This is a genomic window from Lentzea xerophila, assembly GCF_051094245.1.
Taxonomy (GTDB): domain Bacteria; phylum Actinomycetota; class Actinomycetes; order Mycobacteriales; family Pseudonocardiaceae; genus Lentzea; species Lentzea xerophila.
Map to the genome: position 1 here is coordinate 4,326,201 of NZ_CP194934.1, position 15,181 is coordinate 4,341,381.

General features: G+C 68.5%; 14 protein-coding genes and 1 pseudogene. 6 read left to right on the forward strand and 9 right to left on the reverse strand.

Annotation, left to right across the window (positions count from 1 at the left end):
• Window positions 1–33 precede the first annotated feature (33 nt).
• The gene (locus ACRSBM_RS20630) at window positions 34–804 is read right to left on the reverse strand and encodes a polyprenol monophosphomannose synthase (RefSeq protein ID WP_434445260.1); all 771 of its coding nucleotides are present in this window, start codon (window positions 802–804) and stop codon (window positions 34–36) included.
• Entirely contained in the window at window positions 788–2,335 is a 1,548-nt protein-coding gene (gene lnt / locus ACRSBM_RS20635; protein WP_434445261.1) for an apolipoprotein N-acyltransferase, read from the reverse strand. The genes ACRSBM_RS20630 and lnt overlap by 17 nt, the downstream gene beginning before the upstream one ends.
• 322 nt (window positions 2,336–2,657) lie before the next feature.
• Between lnt and ACRSBM_RS20640 the strand changes: the two genes are divergently transcribed.
• Window positions 2,658–3,263 carry a TetR/AcrR family transcriptional regulator gene (locus ACRSBM_RS20640; protein ID WP_434445262.1) on the forward strand — a complete coding sequence of 202 codons (606 nt, stop codon included), beginning with the start codon at window positions 2,658–2,660 and terminating at the stop codon, window positions 3,261–3,263.
• Window positions 3,264–3,376: 113 nt separating this feature from the next.
• The gene (locus tag ACRSBM_RS20645; protein WP_434445263.1) at window positions 3,377–3,571 is read left to right on the forward strand and encodes a PspC domain-containing protein; all 195 of its coding nucleotides are present in this window, start codon (window positions 3,377–3,379) and stop codon (window positions 3,569–3,571) included.
• Here the strand turns inward: ACRSBM_RS20645 and ACRSBM_RS20650 are convergent.
• The 3 genes from ACRSBM_RS20650 to ACRSBM_RS20660 form a co-directional block, all read right to left on the reverse strand.
• The gene (locus tag ACRSBM_RS20650; RefSeq protein ID WP_434445264.1) at window positions 3,549–3,716 is read right to left on the reverse strand and encodes a DUF397 domain-containing protein; all 168 of its coding nucleotides are present in this window, start codon (window positions 3,714–3,716) and stop codon (window positions 3,549–3,551) included. The two genes, ACRSBM_RS20645 and ACRSBM_RS20650, sit on opposite strands and share 23 nt — an antisense overlap.
• 10 nt (window positions 3,717–3,726) lie before the next feature.
• Window positions 3,727–4,545, reverse strand: coding sequence for a helix-turn-helix domain-containing protein (locus ACRSBM_RS20655; protein ID WP_434445265.1), 819 nt, complete (start codon window positions 4,543–4,545; stop codon window positions 3,727–3,729).
• A 92-nt stretch (window positions 4,546–4,637) separates the two neighbouring features.
• Window positions 4,638–5,426: a hypothetical protein gene (locus ACRSBM_RS20660; protein WP_434445266.1), complete on the reverse strand. Its 789-nt coding sequence runs from the start codon at window positions 5,424–5,426 to the stop codon at window positions 4,638–4,640.
• A 254-nt stretch (window positions 5,427–5,680) separates the two neighbouring features.
• Here ACRSBM_RS20660 and ACRSBM_RS20665 point away from each other — a divergent pair, with 254 nt between their 5' ends.
• The 4 genes from ACRSBM_RS20665 (at window position 5,681) to ACRSBM_RS20680 (ending at window position 11,702) form a co-directional block, all read left to right on the forward strand.
• Complete coding sequence (locus ACRSBM_RS20665; RefSeq protein WP_434445267.1) at window positions 5,681–7,759, forward strand: hypothetical protein; 2,079 nt, start codon at window positions 5,681–5,683, stop codon at window positions 7,757–7,759.
• Between the two features lie 182 nt (window positions 7,760–7,941).
• A complete protein-coding gene (locus ACRSBM_RS20670) occupies window positions 7,942–8,658 on the forward strand; it encodes a GNAT family N-acetyltransferase (protein WP_434445268.1) in 717 nt (238 codons plus the stop codon).
• Window positions 8,659–8,711: 53 nt separating this feature from the next.
• Window positions 8,712–11,108 carry an ATP-binding cassette domain-containing protein gene (locus ACRSBM_RS20675; protein WP_434445269.1) on the forward strand — a complete coding sequence of 799 codons (2,397 nt, stop codon included), beginning with the start codon at window positions 8,712–8,714 and terminating at the stop codon, window positions 11,106–11,108.
• 18 nt (window positions 11,109–11,126) lie between these two features.
• Window positions 11,127–11,702 (forward strand): EF-hand domain-containing protein, encoded by a 576-nt coding sequence (locus ACRSBM_RS20680; protein WP_434445270.1) that lies wholly within the window; start codon window positions 11,127–11,129, stop codon window positions 11,700–11,702.
• Between the two features lie 18 nt (window positions 11,703–11,720).
• Here the strand turns inward: ACRSBM_RS20680 and ACRSBM_RS20685 are convergent, their stop codons facing one another.
• From ACRSBM_RS20685 to ACRSBM_RS20700, 4 genes and pseudogenes are all read right to left on the reverse strand, one after another.
• A complete protein-coding gene (locus tag ACRSBM_RS20685; RefSeq protein ID WP_434445271.1) occupies window positions 11,721–12,143 on the reverse strand; it encodes an SRPBCC family protein in 423 nt (140 codons plus the stop codon).
• 18 nt (window positions 12,144–12,161) lie between these two features.
• On the reverse strand, window positions 12,162–13,292 hold the full coding sequence (locus tag ACRSBM_RS20690; RefSeq protein WP_434445272.1) for a Glu/Leu/Phe/Val dehydrogenase dimerization domain-containing protein: 1,131 nt from the start codon (window positions 13,290–13,292) through the stop codon (window positions 12,162–12,164).
• 48 nt (window positions 13,293–13,340) lie between these two features.
• Window positions 13,341–14,357: pseudogene (gene rho / locus ACRSBM_RS20695) on the reverse strand (transcription termination factor Rho); the annotation flags it as partial.
• Window positions 14,358–14,615: 258 nt separating this feature from the next.
• Window positions 14,616–15,176: a DUF4360 domain-containing protein gene (locus ACRSBM_RS20700; protein ID WP_434445273.1), complete on the reverse strand. Its 561-nt coding sequence runs from the start codon at window positions 15,174–15,176 to the stop codon at window positions 14,616–14,618.
• Between the last annotated feature and the right edge of the window lie 5 nt (window positions 15,177–15,181).

A 15,181-nucleotide genomic window follows, 5' to 3' on the forward strand; every position in this document is an offset into this window, starting at 1 on the left:
GACACGAGGTCGAAGCCCTTTCCCGCAGCCCGGTTACTTCCTCTTCTTACCGACGACCAGGTCCCTGACCTGGTTCCCGCGCCGCCGCAGACCCCACTTCGTCACGCGGATCAACGCCTCGCGCACGATGTTGCCGCTCATCTTCGACTCGCCGAACTCACGCTCCTGGAACGTGATCGGCACCTCGCGCACCCGGAAGCCGAGCTCCAGCGTCCGCCAGAGCAGGTCGATCTGGAAGCAGTACCCGGCCGACGCGACCGAGGCGAGGTTCAGCTTGCGCAGGGTGTCCGCGCGGAACGCCCGGTAGCCGCCCGTCATGTCACGGATGTTCGCACCCAGCGCCAGCCGCGAGTACAGCGAGCCGCCCAGCGACAGCAGCTTGCGCTGCGTCGGCCAGTTCACGACCTCGCCGCCCGGCACCCAGCGCGAGCCGAGCACCAGGTCGGCCTGCGGCAGCGCGTCGAGAAGCCGGTGCAGCTGCTCCGGTGCGTGTGAGCCGTCGGCGTCCATCTCGCAGATGACGCCGTACTCGCGCTCCAGCCCCCACTGGAAGCCGGCGACATACGCCGCACCCAGGCCTGCCTTCACGGTGCGGTGCATCACGTGGACGCGGTCGTCCGCGGCCGCCATCTCGTCGGCGAGCTGCCCGGTGCCATCGGGGCTGCCGTCATCGACCACCAGCACGTGCACGTCGGGCAGTGCCGTGTGTAGCCTTTTGACGATCTTCCCGATGTTGTCCCGCTCGTTGTAGGTCGGGATCACCACCAGCACCTGCCCGAGTTCCTGGTCAGGCTGCTGCGCCATTTGAGTCCTTCCGTCGTCGGGTGAAGCCCAGCACCAACGCCACAAGGCCCGCAGCGGCAATCACTCGCTCGGGCCAGGCTCCTAGCCAAGTCGCCAGCGTAGTCTGTGACCGCAGCGGCAGTGTCGCGACCAGGGCGTCGGACGTGAAAAGCCCAGTCTTCCGAGTGACGGAACCGTCGGGTTCGACGATCGCGCTGACGCCTGAGGTGGCCGCCACGACCACCGCCCTGCCGTGCTCCACCGCGCGGACCCGGGACATGGAAAGCTGCTGGTAGGTCATCTCCGTGTACCCGAACGTGGCGTTGTTCGTCGGGATCGCGATGATCGTCGCGCCGGCCGTCACGGAGTCGCGGACCACTGAGTCGAACGCCACTTCGTAACATGTGTCGATCGCGACCTTCGCCGGTCCCATGACGAAACCGTCCGGGTCCGAACCGGCCTGGAAGACGCCCGCCCGGTCCACGGTCGAGGAGAACAGCCGGAAGAACGACCGCATCGGCATCGTCTCGCCGAACGGCTGCAGCTTGCGCTTCGTGTAGGTGTCCGTGGGCCCCTTCTCGGGGTCCCACAGCACCACCTGGTTGCGCGGCAGCCCGTCGCCCCGGTCGACCACCACCGCGCCCACCGCGATCGGCGCCTTGATCGCCTTCGCGGCCGCGTCGATCACCGCGGCGGCGTCGCGGTTGCGGAACGGGTCGATGTCGGACGAGTTCTCCGGCCAGATCACGATGTCCGGCTGCTCCGCCTCACCTCGTGCGATCGCGGCCGCGAGCTCGGTCGTGCGGCGGGCGTGGTTGTCGAGCACGGCCCGGCGCTGGGCGTTGAAGTCGAGGCCCGCGCGCGGCACGTTGCCCTGGATCGCGGCGACGGTGACCGTCCCGGCGGAAGCGTCTACCCCCACGGGTACCCCCAGGCCTACCACCAGCGGCACGACGAACAGCGGCACGCCGAGCTTCCAGTTCCGCACGACCCAGAACAGCCCGAACCCGGTCAGCACCACCGCGAACGTCACCAGCGGCGCCCCGCCCAGCGAGGCGAGCGGCAGGTACCAGCCCTCCGGCTGCCCGAACGCGATCTTGCCCCAGGTGAAGCCACCGAACGGGAACACCCCGCGCAGCGCCTCGTCCGCCACCCACAGGCACGCCGCCCACAACGGCCACCCCGGCACCCGCGAGACGGCAGCCATCGCGGTCGTGCCGATCGAGATCATCAACGCGCACGCCAGCGCCAGCGGCAGCCAGGCGATCAGCCCGACGAACTCCCCCGTCCACCGCAGCAACGGCACCATGAACCCGAGCCCGAACAGCAGCCCGTACCCGAACCCGGCGCGCGCACGCTTGCCGTAGATCACATACGCCAGCAACGCGAACCCGACCGGCGCCAGGAACCACAGCGGACGCGGCGGGAAGCTCAGGTAGACCAGCACACCGCCGGTGATGGCGAGTGCCAGGCGCAACAGCACCGGCGGGCTCACTTTCCGCCTGCGGGCGGGCGATTCCGGCGATTCCGGCGCGACGGGGGGTGCGACCACCCGAGCAGCGTACGAGGTCCGGAGTACACGGGGACGTATGGCCTTCGTCGGCCTTGCGTCGCAGTCACCGTCCACAGGCGACCAACGCTGTTCAGGCCCTCGGGCGGCCGGACGGGTCGTGCACGTGTTCCTGGTCGCCGGAGGACCGGATGTCGATGTCGACAGGATTCGCGATTCGGTCGTTGCCGAACTGGGTGGGCTTCACCAGCCCAGAGGCGTCACGATTGCGCCTCGACCGCCTCTGGTCACAGCAGGAAAGGCCGACAAGCGCCTGCCGCGTCCCCCGTTTCGGTAAGGTTCGCTGTAAATCAGGAGGTGACGGATGCCCCGTCCAAGCGTCGAAGCCGAACGCAAGGCCCAGATCCTCGCGTCCACCTGCAAGGTGATCGCGGCCGAGGGTTTCCGCCACCTCCGGGTGTCCGACGTGGCCAAGGACGCCGGTGTCTCCGGCGGCACGGTCCACTACTACTTCGAGACCAAGCGCGAGCTCACCGACGCCGCGTTCGAGCACTGCTTCGAGGTCTCGGTGGCACGGCGCCGGTGGATCCTCGAGTCGGACGAACCGCCGCTGTCCCGGCTGCGCATGGTCGTCGAGTCGTACCTGCCCGAGGGCGCGGTGACCGTCGAGGCGTGGAAGGTCTGGGCCGAGCTGTGGGTCGAGGCGATCCGCAGCCCTGAGCTGCAGGAGCTCAACGAGCGCTTCTACGGCGAGTGGCGCGACATCGTGGCGAGCATCTTCCGCGACGGCCAAGCCTCCGGCGACATCCTCGCGCCGGGCGACCCGGTCGAGCTGGCGAACATGATGGTGAGCATGCTCGACGGCCTCGCGCTCCAGGTGCTGGCCGGCTCGAAGGCCATGACGGTCGACGCGATGCGCACCACGTGCCTGAGGTTCGTCGACCAGCTCTCCACGGCGTCCGTCGGTTAGCCCGCGACCTCCCAAACATCGCAAAGCCCTGGATTTTCGTGACGTAGCTCATCCGGGTAAAACCAGGGTTCACATCGATGCGACACGTGGGGTCGCGGGCGCATTGTGGAGATATGACCACGACAGTTGCTTTGAGCAGGCCCAGGACCAACCGGAGGATCGCGGGCGTCTGCGCGGGGCTCGCCCAGCGCTGGGGCATGAAGGCGAGCACCGTGCGCCTTCTGTTCGTGCTCTCCTGCCTTCTTCCCGGACCGCAGTTCGTCGTCTACCTCGTGCTTTGGGTGATCATGCCCGACCGCGGTTACTGACGAACCGCAGAAATGCCGCCCACGCTGCCGGCTCGACCGGCAGGTGGGCGGCGGGCGCCTTCGAGTCCCGGATGCCGACGCCATGCCCGATCTCGACGCAGTCCTGGCCGGTCGGGCTGTAGCTGCTCTTCCGCCACTCGGTCATCCGAGCCTCCTCACGACACGATGCTGGTGATCAACTCCCTGGATTCTTCCCTACCGAGGGCGACGCGGTCCATCGCCTTCACCGCATCCAGGTAGAGACTGGTCGACGCCTTGTCGTCGAGGAACAAAGCCGAGTTCAAACCTCCGTCGAAGACGACTGGCTCGTACTTCTCGAACTTCAGAAGTGTGAAGTCACCGGTGAGCGCACGTCCCGCGGGCAGGATCCGCAGGGTGATGTACGGCCGTACCAACATGCGGAGCAGCTCGTGGAGTTGTTCAGTCAGTACGTCGGCGCCACCGACATGCGAGTACAACACGGGCTCGTAGACGTAGAAGACGAACTTCTTGTGCCCCGCCACGATGCCTCGCCGATCGATCCAAGCCGAGACCCACTCCCCGATGTTCTCTTCCTTGACGAAGGGCGAGTACTCAGCGGCGGCGCGCGCGTACGGCTCGATCTGCAGGAGCCCCGGAATGAACAGGGAGCTCCAGATCACGATCTCCTTGGCGAGCCGTTCGTGCTGGATCAGCGTTCGAACGTGCGGCGGCAGCACCGACTCGTACAGCTGCAGCCAGCCCTTCTCCCGTGACTCCAGGAAAAGTTTCTTCAGGTACTGGAACTCCTCCGGCTTCGCGCCGCACATCCCCAGCAGGAAGGTGAACTCCTCCAGGGAGGTACCGCCCTTGCCGTTGACGAGATCCGACAGCTTGGCGTGCTCCCAGCCGACCCGCCGCGCCAGCTCGGACTCCTTCAGGCCGGTCCGGGCGATCATGGCGCGGAGGTTGTCACCGAACTCGCGTCCCAGCACAGTGGACACTCTCTTTGGCATGGTGGAGAAATTAGTCCCGCCGCTCCCCCGTGCTCCATCATTTCGGATCCAAATTGACCTGAAAGAAGCAGGCGTAGAAGGCTTCTACGACTTCACCGGCCCTGTTCGGCGGGAATGCCCGCGAGTTCTTCCGTCAGGCTCGTGAACGAGTCCGGCTCCACGCGCAACATACCGTCGAACGGCTGTGTCATCCCCGCGCACAAAACGCACACGAACGCGAGGATCGCCGCCGTGACGCTCATCTGCAGGATGTGGCGCATGCGGGCCGTGAACCCGATCATCAACGGGAAAATGATCATCGCCGCGGCCCCGGCGATCGTGCCGATCAGCATGAGCCTGCCGGTGTCGTCCACTCCGCCGGCCGAGCCGATCCGGTCCCGCCGCAGGTCGGTGATCTCGCGCAGGCGTTCCAACGACCGTTCGCGCGCGGTCTTCACCTGGTCCGGCGAGGTGGGCAGCGACAGGATCTCGGAGTGCAGCGAGTTCAGCGTCTCGGTCGTGGTCTCGTCCGACTCGCCGGCGGCCAGCCGGGGCCATTCCCTGTCCGCCACCAGTTTCGGGTACTCGGTCAGCAGCCCGCGGATGTGGTCGCGTTGCGGTTGCGGCATGACCACCGTCTGCCAGTAGACGTCGGCGACGGCGGCGGCCTCGCGGGAGGCGTTGTCCTCGGCGGCGCCGTTCGCCTCCCAGACGATCACGACGTAGAAGGCCAGCGAGACGATGAACAGGCCGCTGATCACCGCGCCCAGGAAACCGCGCGAGTCCGCGTCTCTGTCATCGGCCTGCTCATGGGCGCGTGACCGCCCGAACACCAGGCAGGCGACGACGGTCACGACCACCGACACGAGAACGATGACCAGCGGGGTCCACATGGTGTCCATCTCCCCACAGCGGACACCGTTTGACCACCAACACCACGCTTCCCGGCGGTCTTACCCGCCCGTCGAGACCATCCGGTGGTTGATCGTGCGCACTGCAGGTCCACATCGGATCCGAACGGCGAAAGCCCGTTACCCGAATAGGAGAACGGTGACAGCACTGTCCTCAACGGAGAGTGAGAAGGGCGGGATCGGCGACCGGTGACAACCACGTCGAGCCGTGCCAACCTGGGCCGGACCCGACCGGAAGGCGTGGCATGCGTGCACTGCCCCTCATCGCCGTCGTGCTGCTGACCGGGCTGCTCGCCCCCGGCCCTCCGGTGGCCGCGGCCGAGGTGTGGCGCTCCCAGTTCAACGAGGCCGTGTACGGCGACGTGACGGTCGTCGGCAACTCCGTGCTGACCTGCCCGACGCCCGAGCAGGCCGGTCCCGCCCCCAAGTACTCCCCGCAGTCCTGTGTGGACGCGCTGAACCGCAAGGGCCGGGGCCCTTCGGCGCTGAACAACGGCCACCGCATGTCGTGGACCGACGTCGACGCCGACCCGGCGACGTTCAACTCCTCCAGCGCCCGGCTCAGCATCCCGGCCGGTGCGACCGTCGCCTACGCCAAGCTGGGCTGGGCGGGCAGCGCGACGTGCCACAACGCGGTCACGCCGCCAGGGAAGCCGCAGGATCCGATCATCTTCAACGGCACGAGCGTCAGCCCCGGCACGTTCGTCATCGACTCGCCGGACGAGCTCTCCCACACCGACAACGCCTTCTACACCGCCGAAGCCGACGTCACCCGTGCCCTGACGAGCGGCACCGTGACGGTCGGCAACATCTGGGCGCCCCAGGGGTTCGACTGCTTCGGCGGCTGGTCGCTGACGGTCGTGTGGAAGTTCGCCGGTGCCACCGCGGCGGCGCCCGCCCGGCGGCACATCGCGGTGCACGGCGGTCACGTCCGCCTTCCCACCAGGAAGTCGGTGCTCAGCACACCGATCGCGCCGACGCACCCCGCGGGTGGGGTCATCCGTGTGGGTATGACCGCCTACGAGGGCGACTGGGCCACGGACGGCGACCAGGTGCTGGTCGACGGCACCTCGATCGCCGGCCACAACGCGTTCGTCTCGTCCGCGCAGGGCGCCACCCATCCGAACAACATGAGCGTCGACGCCCGCGTGGTGCCGCTCGGCGAGAACGTCCTCCAGCCCGGCAGCAAGAGCGCCGAACTGGTGTTCAAGCGCGCCGACGACGCATTCCTGGTGCAGAGCGTCGCGTGGTCGTTCCCGCTGCCCGAGCTCACGCTGGCGGTCGACCCGGAGAACCCCGCCGCACACCCGAAGGACATCGTCACCCAGACCGCGACCGTCACCAACGCCGGTGACGCCCCGGCGGCCGACGTGACCGTGTGCGGCCAGCAGATCGGCACCATCGCCCCGCACGCGAGCGCGACCCGTACCTGCTCGTCGACGGCGGCCGACGACGACTACCCGACGACCGTCACCGCGAGCGGAACGAGCCTCGCGGGAGATCCGCTCGCGGCCGCGAAGACCTCGTCCGTCGACGTGCTGCACCCGGCGCTGCGCGCGAGCACGACGACCGAACCGATCACCGCGCTCCCCGGTCAGGCCGTCACGTTCACGACGACCGTCGCGAACACCGGCGACACCCCGCTGCACGACCTCGTCGCGCGGGCGGGTGGGGAGTGTGACCCCATGCAGACCCACCTCGACCCCGCCGCCACCGCCACCGTGGACTGCACGGCGCCGGCCGGTGACGAGAGCGGGCCGCTGACCGCCACCGTCACGGCGGCCGACCGGATCGGCGGCAAGGTCGAGGCGTCGGCGTCCGTGCAGGTCAGGGTGATCTACCCACGGCTGACGATCAGCGCGGTCTGGTCGAAGGACCGCGCACAGGCCGGCGAGGTCGTGACGGTCACGATCACGATCGGGAACCCGTCCGACCTGGCGGTCCGCGACGTGCGGGTGAGCGGCGAGCCCGCCGCGTGCCGCCGCGAGTTCCCGGTCCTGCAGCCCCGCGAGCGCCTCACCTACACCTGCCAGGTCGCCGCACCGGTGAACTCCCGGCTGACGGTGTCCGGCGCGGGTGCGGGCGCCGCGATCAGCGAGAACGCGGTCGTGCGGATCGACCTGGTGTCCGCACCACCGCCACCGGGGCCCGCCCAGCCCGTGCCGGCACCTCCCCAACCGGCACCCGCCGAACCCGTACCTCCGCAGCCGGTCGCCCACGTCCAGCAGATGTCGAAACCGGCCGTCGGTGGGATCGCGGCGGTGATCGGTGTCATCGGGATGGCCGTCGTCGCGAGCGCCCTGTCCGGGTTGGGCCGGCGTTGAGCTCCGGACTCACAGTCTGAGACCAGGCGTGTCACTCCAGTCCCCGATGCGGTAGAAGGACCGTATGGAGATCACCGCCTTCGTGGACCCCGAGCCGGCCAGCCGGTTCCGGACGTACGACTCCGAGGGCATTCGACGAGGACGGCCTGCTGTCCACCACCTGCCGGGGTCGTTGAACTGACGTGCTGCTGAAAACGCTCCAGGAGCACGCGGCACGCGCCCAGCCCGCCGCGCATGTCGAGGAGGCAGGCGGCTGGTGGTTGCGGCACTCCCCCGGCGACGCCTGGTGGGTGAGCGCGGTGCTGCCCCACGACCGCGAGGACCGGGTCGCGGTGGCGGAGGAGTTCTGCGCCGAACGCGGGTCCGGGGTGCGGTTCCAGATCACGCCCGGCATCTGCGCGGACGACCTCGACGTGCGGCTCGACGACCGGGGTTATGCGCGGGGTCATGACATGTCCCTGCAGATCGCCTCGACCGCCGAGGTGCTGCGCCAGGCCCGCGCCGACGCGGGCGAGGTGACGTCCAGGCCGACTGACGAGTGGCTGGCGGCGTGGCAGGCCGTGACCACGCGGGACGTCAGCGCCGAACGCGACCTGTTCAGCCGCGTCGAACACCCCAGCGCCTACGCGTACGCTGCGGTGGACGACCAGGTGGTGGCCGTGGGACGTGCGGTCGCCGAGCAGGGGTGGGCCGGGGTGTTCGGGATGGCGACGTTGCCGCACGCACGCGGTCAAGGCGCCGCACGGTCCGTGCTCGCCGCGCTGGCCTCGTGGGCTGCCGCGCGCGAGGCGAACCACATGTACCTGCAGATGGAGAAGGCGAACTCCAGGGCGTTCCGGCTGTACGAACGGACGGGGTTCCGTGAGGTCTGCACCTACCACTACCGGATCCGTGCCTAAGTAATCAGGAATCAAGAAGGCAGGAGCGAGGCGTCCGAGTTAGGTTCTGCGCCATGACCAGGACAGCACCGGCGGCGCACGATGCCGACACCCACGATCTGATCCGCGTGCAGGGCGCACGCGTGAACAACCTGCGCGACGTCGACGTCGAGATCCCGAAGCGCCGCCTGACGGTTTTCACCGGTGTCTCCGGTTCCGGCAAGAGTTCGCTGGTGTTCGGCACGATCGCCGCGGAGTCGCAGCGGCTGATCAACGAGACCTACAGCGCGTTCATCCAGGGCTTCATGCCGACGCTGCCGCGTCCCGAGGTGTACCTCCTGGAGGGCATCACGACGGCGATCCTGGTCGATCAGCAGCGGATGGGTGCCGACCCCCGTTCGACCGTCGGCACCGCGACCGACGTGAACGCCATGCTGCGCATCCTGTTCAGCCGTCTCGGCACGCCCCACATCGGCGGCCCGCAGGCGTTCTCGTTCAACGTCGCCTCGATCTCCGGCGCGGGTGCCGTGACGATCGAGAAGGGCGGCCAGAAGATCAAGGAGCGCCGCGAGTTCTCCATCACGGGCGGCATGTGCCCGCGCTGTGAGGGCCGCGGCCAGGTCTCCGACATCGACCTGACCGAGGTCTACGACGAGTCGAAGTCGATCCTCGAGGGCGCGATCAAGGTCCCCGGCTACAACATCGACAACCAGTGGACCGTGCAGACGTTCACGCAGTCCGGGTTCATCGACCCGGAGAAGCCGATCCGCAAGTACACCAAGCGGGAGCTGCACGACTTCCTCTACAAGGACCCGGTCAAGATCAAGGTCAACGGCATCAACCTGACCTACGAGGGCCTGATCCCGAAGCTGCAGAAGTCCATGCTGTCGAAGGACCGCGAGGCGCTGCAGCCGCACATCCGCGCCTTCGTCGACCGCGCGGCGACGTTCGGCACCTGCCCCGAGTGCTCGGGCACCCGCCTGACCGAGGCGGCGCGCTCGTCGAAGATCAAGGGCAAGTCGATCGCGGATCTGTGTGACATGCAGATCACCGATTTGGCGGACTGGGTCCGTTCGCTGAAGGACAAGTCCGTGGCGCCGTTGGTGGACAAGCTCGCGCACACGCTGGACTCGTTCGTCGAGATCGGCCTCGGCTACCTGTCGCTGAACCGGCCCGCGGGCACGTTGTCCGGCGGTGAGGCACAGCGCGTCAAGATGATCCGGCACCTCGGCTCCGCACTGACCGACGTCACCTACGTGTTCGACGAGCCGACGATCGGCCTGCACCCGCACGACATCCAGCGCATGAACAACCTGCTGCTCCGCCTGCGGGACAAGGGCAACACCGTCCTGGTCGTCGAGCACAAGCCCGAGACCATCGCGATCGCCGACCACATCGTCGACCTCGGTCCCGGTGCCGGGCGGGGCGGCGGCACGATCTGCTTCGAGGGCTCGCTGGAGGGGTTGCGGTCCAGCGGCACGGTGACCGGCCGCCACCTCGACGACCGGGCGTCGTTGAAGGAGATGGTGCGGGAGAGGACCGGCGTTCTGGAGATCCGCGGGGCCTGCGCGAACAACCTGCGCGACGTGGACGTCGACATCCCACTCGGGGTGCTGACCGTGGTTACAGGTGTCGCGGGCTCGGGCAAGTCGTCGCTGATCCACCAGTCGATGCCGCGCGACGCCGGTGCGATCGTGGTCGACCAGACCCCGATCAAGGGCTCGCGCCGCTCGAACCCGGCCACCTACACCGGTCTGCTCGAGCCGATCCGCAAGGCGTTCGCCAAGGCCAACGGCGTGAAGCCGGCGCTGTTCAGCGCGAACTCCGAGGGCGCCTGCCCGAACTGCAACGGCGCCGGCGTGGTGTTCACCGACCTCGGCATCATGGCGACGATCGAGTCGCCCTGCGATGTCTGCGAGGGCAAGCGGTTCGACCAGGCCGTGCTGGAGTTCAAGTTCGGCGGCCGTGACATCTCCGAGGTGCTCGCGATGCCCGTCGCCGAAGCCGTCGAGTTCTTCGGCTCCGGCGAGGCTCGCACTCCCGCGGCGCACGCGGTTCTGGAGCGGCTGAACGACGTCGGCCTCGGTTACCTGTCGCTGGGCCAGCCGCTGACGACCCTGTCCGGCGGCGAGCGGCAGCGCCTGAAGCTGGCCACGCACATGGCGGACAAGGGCGGCATCTACGTCCTGGACGAGCCGACCACCGGCCTGCACCTGGCCGACGTCGAGCAGCTGCTCGGCCTGCTGGACCGCCTGGTGGAGGCGGGCAAGTCGGTGATCGTGATCGAGCACCACCAGGCCGTGATGGCGCACGCCGACTGGATCATCGATCTCGGTCCCGGCGCCGGTCACGACGGCGGCAAGGTCGTGTTCGAGGGCACCCCCGCCGAACTGGTCGCCGACCGCTCCACGCTGACCGGCGAACACCTGGCGGACTACGTGGGTGCCCCGGCACGCCTCAGGAAGCGCTGACGGGGTACACAAGGGGGTATGAAGACCACGGCGTTCCTGGACCGCAGGCTCAGGCGCAGGTTCGAGATCTACGACAGGAACCGGGACGGGTACGTCGAGCGCTCCGACTTCGACCTCGCGAGCGCCCGGCTCACCTCGGCGTTCGGCCTGACCGCCGACGACCTGCGCGCCAAGCGGTTCCACGAGCAGTTGCTGGGCGTGTGGGGCCACCTGGCCGCCGTGGCGGACGTCAACGACGACGGCCGGATGAGCCTGGCCGAGTACCGGACGGCGTTCGTGCGCGGCCTGCTGGGACGTCCCGAGGCGTTCGACGACGTCTACGTGCCCTACCTCGACGCGCTGCTGGCCGTCGCCGATCACGACGGCGACGGCCTGCTCGGCGTGGACGAGCACGTGCGGTGGTCGCGGGCGTTGATGGACGTGTCCGAGGCCGACGCACAGGCCGTGCACGCGCGGCTCGACCACGACGGTGACGGGATGATCGGGGCCGAGGACCTGCTGGCCGCTTTGCGTGCGTACTACTTCTCGGAGGACGAGGACGGGCCGGGAGCGTGGCTGCTCGGCCCGCTCGGCTCAACCGACGAACAGGCCTGAGCGGTCGCTCCACACCGTCTAGTTCTGCTCCGCGAACTTCTTGATCGAGGCGGCTTCGGTCTCGACGTACCGCCTGGCCCGCGACTTCGTCATCAGCCAGCCGAGCGCGGCCAGCGGGCCGGACACGCTCAGCGCGAGGGTGAGCCGGGTGCCGGCGGGGTGCGGCTCGACGACGTGCGAGGCGACGCCGAGGACGCCGGGAGACTTCGACTCCCAGGTGTACGACGACCCGTCGGTCAGTTCGGTCACCGTCCACACCGCCTCCGGCAGCTTCGGCTGCCGCAACCGGGCCTGGGAGCCGACGGCGAAGGGGCCGTCGTCGAGGCGCTCCAGGAAGTCGACCGTCGGGATCCGTTCCGGCCAGCGCTCCACGTCGACGAGCACCTCCCACACGCGCTCGGGCGGGGCAGCGATCGTGATGACGTGCTCCAGACCTGGCATGCGAGGAATTCTACGATGCTAGAACCGCTCGTCGATCTCCTTCACCGCCGCTGCCGCGAGCTCCGCCGCGGCCTTGCGCGGTGACGGCTGGTCGACGATCTTCCCGACGAGGCGGCGCATGGTCGTGCCGATCTTCGCGAACGCCGACTCCGCCGTGGGTTCGACGTCACCGAACAGGGTCCACCACCACCAGGAGTTCGTGGCGGAGTTCGCCACGACGTCCGGGATGACCAACGCGGGGAGCTCGGCTTCCGCTTCCTCGGTCACCGGCATGTTGGCGGCCTCGACGATCAGCTTCGCCTTGACCGCGTGGGCGTTCCCGGCGTTGATCGCGTAGCTCGTGGCGGCGGGGACCAGGACGTCCGCCTCGACGTCGAGCCACCTGTCGCGGTCGAGTTGGAGGTCCTCAGGACGCAGTTTCGTCCGGTCGATGCCGCCGCGCGAATCCCGGGACAGCAGAAGGGTTTCCACGTCGAGACCGGCGGGGTTGGCCACCACACCGTGGACGTCCGCGAGTCCGACGACGCTGACTCCGGCCTTCGCGAGGTAGCGGGCCGTGGCGCCGCCCATCGAGCCGAAGCCCTGCACGAACGCGGTGGGGTTATGCAGGTGGAGATACTCGATTCCGGTGAGCGCCGCTTCGGCGACGCCGTAGCCGCCGACCAGTTCGTCGAGGCTCACGCCGTCGACCGTGACCGCGAAGGCATCCGCCAGGCGCCGACGGGCCTTCTGCTCGTCGTCCAGCAACGGGTAGACGGCCTGGATCGACGACTGCAGCCCGATCTTCTCGATGGCCTCGTCGATAGCCGACTGCCGTAACCCCAGGTCTTCCCCCATCGTCCACATGCGCTCGATGTAGGGCGCCATGGCGAACAGGTACTCCGTCAGAACCTCGGTCGCCTTGGCGTCGCAGGGATCGAGGTCGATGCCGCCCTTCGCGCCGCCCAGCGGCACGTACCGCGCGCCGGGGTCGTAGTTGAGGGCCTCCTTGGCGGTCATCCCCGCGGCCAGCCCCCGCACCTCGTCGAGCGTGCAGCCCGCCCGCATGCGCAGACCCCCACTGCTGACGCCACGCACGAGCCTGTCGATGACGAGGTAGCCCCGCGCGCCCGTGGCCGGGTCGGTCCACGTGACCTCGAGATAGCTCATCGGTACAGCCTCTCACTTCCGCGTTCCTGGGAACGCGCAAGCGGCTGCCTACCTCGACATCTGGAGGAGGAACTCCGCGTTGCTCTGCGTCTTGCGCATTCCCTCGACGAGCACGTCGATGTCGCGGTCGGCCATGGCCCGGCGCATCGCGTCCGTGATGGCGAGCTCCTGCGGGGAGACCAGCAGTTCGGCCTTGCGGGTGCTGGACTGGTGGAGGTCCACCGCGGGGTAGATCCGGCGCTGCGCGGCCTTGCGGTCGAGCTTCAGCTCGGCGTTGCCGGTGCTCTTGAGCTCCTCGAAGATCGCCGTGTCGGCCAGCGACCCGGTCTCGACGAGCGCGGTGGCGAAGATCGTGAGGCTGCCGCCGTCCTCGATGTTGCGCGCGGCGCCCAGGAACTGCTTCGGCGGCGTCAGCGCCCTGGCGTCGATGCCACCGCTGAGGATGCGCCCGCCGTTGGGCTGCGCGAGGTTGTACGCGCGGCCGAGCCTGGTCAGTGAGTCGAGCAGGATCACCACGTCCCGGCCGTCCTCGACGAGCCGCTTGGCCCGCTCGACGGCGAGTTCGGCGACGCGGATGTGCTCGTTGGGGTGTTCGTCGAAGGTCGAGGTGAACATCTCGCCGGGGATCGTGGTGCGCATGTCGGTGACCTCCTCCGGTCGTTCGCCGACCAACACGACGATCAGGGTGATCTCCGGCTCGTTCTTGGCGATCGCCTGCGCGATCTGTTGCAGCACAATGGTCTTGCCGGCCTTGGGCGGCGCGACGACCAGCGCCCGCTGCCCCTTGCCGACGGGCATGACCAGGTCGATCGCCCGGCTCGTGAGCTCGTTCGGATCGTGCTCCAGCCGCAGCCTCTCGTTGGGGTAGAGCGGCGTCAGGTCCTCGAACCTGGGCCGCTTGTGCGGCTTGCGCCCGTTGATGGTGTCGACGCTGATGAGCCTGTCGTCCTCGGCCTCACCGCTGATCTGGTCGCCGCGACGCAGGTCGTGCTGCCGCACGAGACTCTGCGGAACCTGCGGCCCGTCAACGAGGAATGCCTTGTTGTTGCGTATGTCGAGTACACCGATGTGCATCGGGTCTGTCCTTTCAGGAGGGTTGTTCGAGCTGCGCTTCATCGACTCCGCACGCTGGGGCGTGACAGGAGGAGAGCGCTTCCAGATGCACGTTCCACGGGCATCTGATGTGGGTCCGCCAGTGTGAGAAACTGGGGGTGTTCGCTGCGGATCCGCGATCGTCCAGCAGCTGATCGGAGCTTACGTGCGCTCTGGTGCGCACCGCCGGTTACAAACGGACTGTAGCAGACAACGCCGAGTGCGCGCTCGTTATTCCGCGCACTTCCTCCACGAGAGCCGGAACGTCGTGCTCACGCTCGAATCGGTCGAGTCCATGGTCATGAAGCTCCCGTCGCCCCTGCCCGTGACCTTCAGCTCGGCCTCGACGGTCAACGGCTTGCGGTCCCTGCACGGCCCGTGCCACTCCCCGTCCGGCACGTCGGTGACCTGCCAGTTGTCACTCATCGGCGCCTGATAGGTGCGCGCGCTGTGCCGCGCCGGAAAGCCCGGGAAGCGGTAGCTGTTGCGCACGACACCCCGTGTTCCGTCGGTGAGGTGCGCGAACCCCCGGTAGTCCGTCGCGGCGATGCCGTACGTGTGCCCGGCCGCGTGGTCGAGCCGGAGCGCGACAGTGCAGCTCTTCTTGGCCTCGTTCCCGTTGCTCTGCACCAGGAAGTCGCTGTAGGTGACCGTGAACGCCTGGTTGTCCTCCGACATCGCGACGGTGGCCGTTCCGGCCGGGCAGCCCGAGCCCGCGACGCTGACGACGTCGATGGTCACCGGGCCGGGGAGCGGCGCGAGGGACGTCAGCAGTGCGACCACAGCCAACATCCCGG